Origin of the sequence: Nocardioides sp. (genome assembly GCF_031422975.1) — a bacterium.
GTDB lineage: Bacteria > Actinomycetota > Actinomycetes > Propionibacteriales > Nocardioidaceae > Nocardioides.
Window position 1 is genome coordinate 1 of record NZ_JANPEO010000249.1, and the last position, 8,469, is coordinate 8,469.

Consider the following 8,469-nt stretch of genomic DNA (forward strand, 5'->3'; position numbering starts at 1 on the left):
AGCCAGCAGCTCCGCGACCAGCGGCTTGAAGTCGAAGCCGGGGCAGACCGGCGCCACCCCCCGCGCGACCCGGGCGATCTGGAGCAGGTCGCCCATCAGAGCCTCGCCGGCACCGCGATACTGCACCTTGACGGCCACGTCGCGACCGTCGCTCCACCGGCCCTTGTGGACCTGCCCGATGCTGGCCGCCGCCGTCGGCCCGCCGTCCAGCCAGACCAGGTCGTCGGACCAGTCGGGCCCCAGGTGTGTGGTCAACTGGTCGCGCACGGTCTGCGTCGGCATCGGTGGCGCGTCGTCCTGGAGGCGGGTGAGGTTCTCGCGGTACGGCGCCACCAGCTCGTCGGGCAGCGCCGACTCGAACACGCTCAACGCCTGCCCGAACTTCATCGCCCCACCCTTGAGCTCGCCCAGCGTCTTGAACAGTTGCTCGGCCGTGCGCTGCTGCACCTCGCTGAGGACGACGTCGGCGGGAGCGCCGCCGATCCGCCTGCCGAACCCCATCGCCGTGCGTCCGGCGTAGCCCAGAGGCAGGGCCGCGAGACGGGCGCTGCGCGTGAAGGCCTTGCGGGGGAGATCGCTCATGTCGTCAGTCTTGCCGATGCCCGGTGACACGTGTGCCTCGGCGGACGCTCGCCGTCGAGGGCAGGTCCTATCGTGAGGGGCATGGAGCTCGAGTTCGCGGGCGAGATCGTGGAGTGGCGGGGCCCGGCGCCGTTCTACTTCGTGCCGTTGTCGCCCGACGAGGCCGACCTGATCGACGAGGTCAAGGCGGATGTCGCCTACTGGGGCGTGATCCCGGTGACCGTGTGGCTCGGCGCCACGACCTTCGCCACCGCGATGTTCCCCCGCGAGGAGACCTATTTCCTGCCGCTGAAGGACGCCGTGCGTCGAGCCGAGTCCGTCGGGCTCGGCGACGTGGTCGAGGTGCGGCTCACGGTGGGCCGCGACTGAGTCCCGTCAGGAGCGCAGTGGATGCCACGGAGTCTTCGTGATTGTTGTCGCGCACTGGCCGCCGCGAGATGATGGCAGGGTTCCTTTCCAACACCACAAGGCGGTGACCCATGCAACGTGTGGACGAGATCTTGGAAGCAAGCCGCCGTCTGTCGGAGGCACTCGCGCCCGGCGACCTCGACACGACGCTGGAGCGGATCACGGCAGCGGCGGTCGAGGTGCTGCCCGACGTCGCCTATGCCAGCATCACGGTCAAGCACCAAGACGGGCGACTCGAGACGTTCGCGCCCACCGACAACGCGATCCTCGAGCTCGACGCCGCGCAGTACGAGCTGCGGGAAGGGCCTTGCTACGAGGCCGCGACAGACTCCGTCCACGTCACTGCGCCGTACATCGTCGACGATCCGCGCTTCCCCCGCTACGGGCCGGTCGCCTTCGCCGCAGGCATCCCGGCCCAGGCCGCCATCCGGCTCTTCGACGCCCCGCGCAGCAACGGCGCCCTGAACCTCTACAGCGAGCGCCCGGGCGCGTTCGAGGATTTCGATGTGCTGGCCCAGCTGTTCGCGCACCAGTCGGCCACGGCTCTGGTCTACGCCCGGCAGGTCAGCGAGCTGCAGGAGGCCCTAGGGACCAGGCAGCTCATCGGTCAGGCCGTCGGGGTGACGATGGAGCGCTTCGAGCTCGACGACGTCCGTGCCTTCGGCTTCCTCACGCGGCTTTCCCAGGACAACAACCTCAAGCTCCGCGTCGTCGCCGAACGTCTGCTCGACGAGATGAAGCAGCGCCACCACAAGGACTGAACCGTCGTCCGTGCGTCAGGCGACCTGCGGTGTCGCCCTGCTCCGACGAGCCGTCAGGTAGAGGCTCAGCACGACGTAGTAGACGACGTAGGCGAGCGAGATCGCCAGCCATACGACTCCCGGATCCGGGACCTGGGTCAGCAGGACCGCGTAGCTGACGAGCCACAGGGCGGTCAGCGCGAGGGTGGGTCGCTGCAGCGTCGTGGTGCGCGAGGGATAGACGTAGCCGATGGGGACGAAGACCAGCACCGCACACACCATCAGCAGCACCGCGACGCTGGTCGGCCGGAGGTCGAGGACGATGACGTAGAACGCGGCGATGTTCCAGTAGCTGGGGAAGCCGAGGAAGAGATGGTCGTCGGTCTTCGCGTCCACCCGGCAGAACTGGTAGGCCGAGGCCACGAGCGGGATGGCGGCGAGCACCGTTGCCGACGTGCCCTCGCCGAGGTAGCCGGCGCTCCACAGCAGGACCATCGGCGTGAAGACGTAGGTGAGGTAGTCGACAATGTTGTCCAGCAGTGCGCCGTCGAACCACGGGACCCATCTCTTGACCTGCACGAAGCGGGCGAGCATGCCGTCGGTGCCGTCGACGACCATCGTCGCCAGACCGAGCCAGAGGGCCCGCTCGATGTCGCCGTCCATGACCGCGATCACGGTCAGGAATGCGAGCACGACCCCGGAGGCGGTGTAGGCGTGGACGAGCCAGGACGCGAAGGTCGCCGCGCCTGCGCCCCGCGTGGGAACCTGCTGCTCGGAACCCAATGGTCTCCTCGGTTGCGTTCACGGGTCGGTGCGGTTCGTCGTGACCGCAGGGGAATCATGACAGAGCAGCACCGTGTCTCGCGTCAGCGTGGGGCTGCGTGGTCCGTGCAGGCTCAGCCCAGGACGAGCATCGCCAGCTGTGCGGCCAGGATCACCGCGCCGAGAGTGCGTCGAAACGGGCTCGCGCCCCGCACGACCTCGTCGAGCGACCACACGAGAAGCGCTCCGTGGCGTACGCCGTCGACAGCGGCCGTGTGCGCGGCCGACAACTCGAACCACCCCAGCACCACCGTGACCAGCCAGACGCTCAGAGCGGGGTTCGGCACTTCCCACAGGGTCAGCGACCCGTCCGAGGAGCGGAACCACCAGGAGGCGGAGGTCAGGCGAGCAGAGATGGGGTCGATCGTGGTGGAGGAGGGCACGTCGGGAGAGTACCCACCCTCCAGACCCGCCAGTCCGCTCGCGACTGTGACTCGCGACTCGCCACGGAGTTCCCCAAGTTCGGCGATGCGGATCGGACGACAAGGGTTCCCCAACTTCGGCGATGCAGTTTCCGCGCACAGGGTCTTGAGTGGGAAGCGTCGACACCACCCGTACGGCCGGACGCGGGGATCGCGTTCTCGGCCTGCGGAGGAGGAGGAGGAGCGATGAGGGCGAATCGAAGGCTGATCGGGCTGGTGACCGCCGCGATGCTGGCAGTCGGAACCGTGGCGATGCCACCCAGCGAAGCTCATCGCGGCGACGACCATGGGGGCCATGACCACGAGGGCCACTCTGCCAGTGGCGATGCAGTCAGGGCGTGGAACGAGATCGCGGTGAACACGCTCATCGGCCTACCCGGGCCAGCCGGGGGCGCCCCGCCAGCCGCGCAGATCCACGTAGCGATGGTGCAGGGAGCGGTCTACGACGCGGTGAACGCGATCGGACCTCGGCGCTACCGCCCATACCTGCTCACGAGGCGCTTCTCGGCGTGGGCATCGCAGGACGCGGCCGTGGCCGCGGCGGCCTACCTGACGCTGCGCGACATCGTGTCCACCGTGCCGAACCTGGCGGAAGCCACCCGGACCACCCTGCTGGGCACGCTCTCCACCCAGTACTCGGACGCGCTGGCCGCCGTCCCCGACGGCCGGGCCGAGGCCAAGGGGATCACCGTCGGCATGACCGCGGCCGAGGCGATGATCGCGGCCCGCGATCACGACGGTCGGTTCGGCCCGTCGCAGTGGGTGCCCAACACCGCTCCGGGGCACTGGTGGCCGCAGACGAACCCGGCCACCGGGCAGCCGATCCTGGACCCCACTCCGTGGGTGGGGGCGGTGCAGCCGTTCATCGTGGAGTCCTCCTCGCAGTTCCGCACGTCCGGTCCGGCCAAGCTCGACAGCGGCACCTGGGCCACGGAGTTCAACGAAGTGAAGGCGATCGGCGCGGTGAACAGCACCACCCGGACGGCGGACCAGACCTACATCGCCCGGTGGTGGCAGAGCACGCCGGCGAAGAGCTGGAACGAGGTCGGCCGCGACCTTGCGAGGCGCGGCGGCCTGGATGCGCTCGACACCGCCCGGCTGCTCGCGCTGCAGAACCTGGGTGGGGCCGATGCTGCCATCAACTGCTGGAACGACAAGTACTACTGGGACTTCTGGCGTCCGTGGAACGCGATCCAACGCGCAGCGGAGGACGGCAATCCGGCGACTGCGCCGGACGCCGGCTGGTTGCCGCTGGTCTCGGCGCCGTACCCCGAACACCCGTCGGGCCATCTGTGCCTGGACGGTGCCCACACCGGCATCCTGCGGATGTTCTTCGGTGACGCGATCGACGGCGGCTACTCGATCACGAGCATCTCGTCGTTCCTTGGCCCTGCCGATGCCGCCACTCGTCACTTCGACAGCTTCTCCCAGGTGCTCGCCGAGATCGTCGAGGCCCGCATCTGGGCGGGCCTGCACTTCCGCACCGCCGACCTCCAGGGCAAGGCGCTCGGCGAGGGTGTCGCCGGGTACGTCGCGACGCATCGCCTCGAGCCCGTCGGTCACGACCACCACTGAGCGAGACGCGTCGAAGGTCATGAACAACCTGAAGCGATTCACGCTCTGCAAGGTGGCGAGCCACAAGTGGGTCAAGGTCGCGTATCCCCGGGGTGCCGACGGCGAAGGTACGGGTACCTTCATGCGCTGCCTGCGATGAGGCAAGGAGAACCACGAGGCGGGAACGGTTGCCCGAGGCGCAGGACCCATGTATTAGCCGTGCTCGAGCCGCTCGCACGCACCTAGTCAGGCTCGGCTGGGGGGAGGATGATCGTGGTCATGGAGCCCCCCGCGAGCTTTGCTGATCAACTGGCTGATGCCGCGCGGTCGATGCAGGGATGGGCCAGCACCCAACTGACGCTCGAAAAGGTGGTACTGGTCGCCACCGAGATCATCCAGGGGTGCGACCTCGTCGGAATCTCGATCGTTCACAGCGACAGGATCGACACCCCGGTGGGGAGCAACGAGAGGCTGAACCGGATCGACGAGCTCCAGTTCGTGCTCAAGGAAGGTCCTTGCTTCGACGCGCTTCGCATGCACGAGGTCGTGCACAGCGCGGACTTGGCCAACGACAGGCGCTGGCCCAGATGGGGTCCCTTGATCTCGAAGGAGACGGGGGTCAGTTCCATCGTCAGCTACCGCCTCTACACAACCCGAGACACGCTCGGCGCGATGAACCTGTACTCCACTGACCTCAATGCGTTCGACGCCGACGACATCACCAACGGTCATGCGCTCGCCGCTCACGTGGGGGTGGCGCTGGCGGCATCACAAAACGCAGAACACCTGGAGATGGCAATCCTCAATCGCACGGTGATAGGTCGAGCCGAAGGCATCCTGATGGAACGCTTTGGCCTGACGCCCGATCAGGCCTTCGCCGTTCTCCGCCGCGTCTCGCAGAAAGGCAACGTGAAGCTGAACCGCGTAGCCGAGGAACTGGTCCTCACCGGGCAGACGCCGACGTAGCTGGTGATCCGCGCTCGCGAGGGTGGTGGACCAGTCATCGGAGGCCCGCCGCGATCTGCGAATGCAGAGCGCTCAAGTACGCCTCGACCTCGTCTCGTTCCTGCCGTCGCTGCCGCAGCGTCGCACTGGCCTCCGCGGCGTTGGCGAGCGCAGTCTCCTGGCTGATGAGTTCCATGAGCGAGCGGCCCACTCGAGGAACGCGATATGGCCTGCGGGTCATCGAGTAGCCGTAGACGCAGCGTGGCCGGGCGACATATGTGGTGGTGGGATGCTGCAGGGACGCGGCTCTGCGTGAGTCGCGCCCCTGCACACCCCCGTTCCGCCCTCAGGCCGAGCGCGGAGTCTCATGTGCCGATTCGCGTCGTGCCGGTGCCATCCCGGAGTTGTGCATGGCCGGGATCGCGCTCGCGGAGCTGGGCCTCCAGCCACCGCATCAACGCGCGTTGCTGGATCTCGGTCTGCGGATTCCCCTCGCAGATCCCGCGCAGCAGCGTATGGGCGATGGTGGTCAGCGGCGTCCGGGAGATCCGCGACCAACCGATCAGCACCGCGAGGGCCTGATGGGAGTCGACCCCGTAGTGCAGCATCAACGCGCCCTTGGCCCGCTCGATGAGCGCGAGCTTTGCGTGGATCTCGCTGGGTCCGAGATCGGACGGATCGGTGGCAGCAGCGGTTCGCTCACGCTGCAGCACATCGAGCAGACGGTTCGCAGTGCGGCGCGAATCAGGTGTGGAGGTGTCGGTGCTCATGCATAGACCTCTCGAGGAGAGCGTCACGGCGAAACACCCTGCCGTGGGCTGCGCTCCCAACCACCGAGGGCGAATCTAGGTGACAACCGCGTACCTGTCCACGTATACGGGAGTTGACACGCATATCCGGACGGGTCTGGACGGCGGTAAAGCAGGTGTCGGCACTCATCCGGGGAGCTAGCGTGTGGCCATGGCTGCGGACGGTGTGACTGCTCCGCTGCGTGTCAGCAACTTCCGCTGGTTCTTCATCGGCGAGATGGTCAACACCGCCGGGTCGTCGATGTCGGGAATCGCGCTGGCGTTCGCGACCCTCGCGATCAGCGACTCCGCCGGAGCGCTCGGTCTGGTGGTGGCCGCGTGGACGGTCCCGATGGTCGGGTTCATGCTGATCGGTGGGGCGCTGGCCGACCGGTTGCCACGGGCACTGGTCCTGCGTGGCGGCAATGTCGTACAAGGCGCTGTCCAATCGGTGGTGGCGGTGCTGGTGCTGACCGACGCTGCCGAGATCTGGCACCTCGTGCTCCTCAACCTCATCAGCGGAACGGTGGTCGCGGTCACCTATCCGGCCTTCCACGGCATGGTGCCGATCCTGGTGCCGGTGGAGGGCCGCAAATCCGCCTACGTCCTCATCGGGCAGACCGAGAGCCTGCTGCGCATCGCTGGGCCCGCCGCCGCGGGGATCCTGGTCGCCACGATCAGTCCCGGCTGGGCATTGGCAGCCGACGCCGCGACATACTTCGTCGCCGCAGGGTTCCTGGTCCTGGTCCGGATCCCGTTCGGCGACCGCCCGGAGCGGCAGGCCAGCGTCATCGGTGACTTCAAGGTCGGCTGGACGTTCGCCCGCGCCCTCGGCTGGGTGATACCGGCGTCGTGCTGCGCGCTGGTCTACAACGCGCTGATCAGCGGCTCCATCGGCGTCCTCGGCCCTGTGATCGCCCAGGACACCATCGGGAGCCAGGGATGGGGGATCGCGCAGTCGGGCGAGGCGGTCGGGCTGTTCGTCACTGGATTCTTCCTGGTCCGGGTCGCCATCCGGCGGCCGATGCACGCGATCATGGTGGGCTTCTGCTCCACAGCGGTGCCAATGATGGTGTTGGGCACAGCGGTCGGCACCGTCGCGCTGACGGTGGCGTTCCTGATCGCCGGGGTTGGCTTGGCCGTGCTCAACCTCGCCTGGAGCCTGACGGTGCAGGAGAAGGTGCCCGAGGAGATGCTGTCGCGAATCATGTCGATCGACGGGTTCTTCTCGTTCGTCGCGATGCCGATCGGTCAGCTTCTGGTCGGCCCGCTCGTCCTGCTCTCCAGCATCCGGACCGTCGAGCTCGGCAGTGTCGTCCTTGCGGTGGTGGTCACGGCCGTCGCCTTGGCCACGCCGGCCATTGCCAATCTGCGCCTGACCGGCGCCCCCGTCGCCGCCCTTGACGATCTGCCGACGACGACGTAGCCAGCCACTCGCCACACCGCCACCGCGGCCACGACCTCAGGTTCCACCAGCGGACGCAGGAGCCAGGGCCTCGACGCGTCCACCGGCCGCGGCCAGGTGGCGGGCGAAGCCGTCGAGCAACAGGTCGAGGGTGAACTCGAACTCCGCCTGGCTGTCGCACCACCCGAGCACGTCGCCGGCGTTGTCGTGGATCTCGGCCGCCGCCATGGCGGTGAGGTGGGGGACCAGCTCGGCCATCTGTGCGAGCTCGGCCTCGGCCATCGCGTCGTCGCCACCGTTGGCCGCGGGATTGAACAACTCCTGGGCGAAGCCGAGCGGCATGCTGCCGAAGCTGTGCAGGGCGCGGTGGGCGAGGTGATAGCTGAAGCCGGCCTCGATCATCGTGGCGAGCAGCGTCTCGTAGATCCCATACACGCTGGGAGGGATCGACGTCCGCGACCCGATCAGGACCGGAGCCCAGGGGTGCCGCAACATCACAGTGCGCGCGGTGAGGAAGCGCCGGCGCAGCGTCCCCTGCCAGTCGAGGCCGCCCGCGGACTCCTCGGCGTTGCGGATCTCCTCGACGACCTCGACCACCACCGTCTCGACGAGCCCGTCGAGCAGTGCCTCCTTGCCGGGCAGGTGGTGGTAGAGCGACATGGCCTCCACCCCGACGGCGGCCGAGACCCGGCGCATCGTCACCGCGCCCACACCCTCGGCGTCGGCGATCGCGACGGCGGCCGTCAGCAGACGGTCCCTGCTCAACGGCTCACGCCTGATCCGGGCTGCCACGCCACCGTCCT

At 68.2% G+C, this 8,469-nt stretch carries 10 protein-coding genes; 5 read left to right on the forward strand and 5 right to left on the reverse strand.

Translation table 11 applies throughout. From position 1 onward, the window contains the following. Window positions 1-582, reverse strand: a 582-nt coding sequence (locus tag RMO85_RS07370; protein WP_310528057.1) for an AarF/UbiB family protein, incomplete at its 3' end; no start/stop codon positions are given. Window positions 583-663: 81 nt separating this feature from the next. On the opposite strand from RMO85_RS07370, the gene RMO85_RS07375 reads away from it, so the two are divergent. Both RMO85_RS07375 and RMO85_RS07380 read left to right on the forward strand, forming a co-directional pair. Beyond that, the gene (locus RMO85_RS07375; RefSeq protein ID WP_310528058.1) at window positions 664-951 is read left to right on the forward strand and encodes a DUF1905 domain-containing protein; all 288 of its coding nucleotides are present in this window, start codon (window positions 664-666) and stop codon (window positions 949-951) included. A 110-nt stretch (window positions 952-1,061) separates the two neighbouring features. Next, window positions 1,062-1,751, forward strand: a complete 690-nt coding sequence (locus RMO85_RS07380) for a GAF and ANTAR domain-containing protein (protein WP_310528059.1) — start codon at window positions 1,062-1,064, stop codon at window positions 1,749-1,751. A 15-nt stretch (window positions 1,752-1,766) separates the two neighbouring features. Here RMO85_RS07380 and RMO85_RS07385 read toward each other — a convergent pair whose 3' ends face one another. Next, window positions 1,767-2,513, reverse strand: coding sequence for a CDP-diacylglycerol O-phosphatidyltransferase (locus RMO85_RS07385; protein WP_310528061.1), 747 nt, complete (start codon window positions 2,511-2,513; stop codon window positions 1,767-1,769). Window positions 2,514-2,626: 113 nt separating this feature from the next. Further along, complete coding sequence (locus tag RMO85_RS07390) at window positions 2,627-2,935, reverse strand: hypothetical protein (protein WP_310528062.1); 309 nt, start codon at window positions 2,933-2,935, stop codon at window positions 2,627-2,629. A 393-nt stretch (window positions 2,936-3,328) separates the two neighbouring features. On the opposite strand from RMO85_RS07390, the gene RMO85_RS07395 reads away from it, so the two are divergent. Both RMO85_RS07395 and RMO85_RS07400 read left to right on the forward strand, forming a co-directional pair. Continuing rightward, window positions 3,329-4,549, forward strand: a complete 1,221-nt coding sequence (locus RMO85_RS07395; protein WP_310528063.1) for a vanadium-dependent haloperoxidase — start codon at window positions 3,329-3,331, stop codon at window positions 4,547-4,549. 258 nt (window positions 4,550-4,807) lie between these two features. Next, window positions 4,808-5,494 carry a GAF and ANTAR domain-containing protein gene (locus tag RMO85_RS07400; RefSeq protein ID WP_310528064.1) on the forward strand — a complete coding sequence of 229 codons (687 nt, stop codon included), beginning with the start codon at window positions 4,808-4,810 and terminating at the stop codon, window positions 5,492-5,494. Window positions 5,495-5,838: 344 nt separating this feature from the next. Here RMO85_RS07400 and RMO85_RS07405 read toward each other — a convergent pair whose 3' ends face one another. Next, a complete protein-coding gene (locus RMO85_RS07405) occupies window positions 5,839-6,243 on the reverse strand; it encodes an ANTAR domain-containing protein (RefSeq protein ID WP_310528065.1) in 405 nt (134 codons plus the stop codon). A gap of 190 nt (window positions 6,244-6,433) precedes the next feature. Here RMO85_RS07405 and RMO85_RS07410 point away from each other — a divergent pair, with 190 nt between their 5' ends. Beyond that, entirely contained in the window at window positions 6,434-7,687 is a 1,254-nt protein-coding gene (locus tag RMO85_RS07410; RefSeq protein WP_310528066.1) for an MFS transporter, read from the forward strand. A gap of 36 nt (window positions 7,688-7,723) precedes the next feature. Here the strand turns inward: RMO85_RS07410 and RMO85_RS07415 are convergent. Next, window positions 7,724-8,469: TetR/AcrR family transcriptional regulator C-terminal domain-containing protein (locus tag RMO85_RS07415; protein WP_310528067.1), on the reverse strand; the 746-nt coding region annotated here is incomplete at its 5' end.

Coding starts and splice junctions, on each gene's coding strand:
- RMO85_RS07405 (WP_310528065.1), bottom strand. CDS start 6,243: ATGAGCACCGACACCTCCACACCTGATTCGCGCCGCACTGCGAACCGT.
- RMO85_RS07410 (WP_310528066.1), top strand. CDS start 6,434: ATGGCTGCGGACGGTGTGACTGCTCCGCTGCGTGTCAGCAACTTCCGC.
- RMO85_RS07375 (WP_310528058.1), top strand. CDS start 664: ATGGAGCTCGAGTTCGCGGGCGAGATCGTGGAGTGGCGGGGCCCGGCG.
- RMO85_RS07380 (WP_310528059.1), top strand. CDS start 1,062: ATGCAACGTGTGGACGAGATCTTGGAAGCAAGCCGCCGTCTGTCGGAG.
- RMO85_RS07400 (WP_310528064.1), top strand. CDS start 4,808: ATGGAGCCCCCCGCGAGCTTTGCTGATCAACTGGCTGATGCCGCGCGG.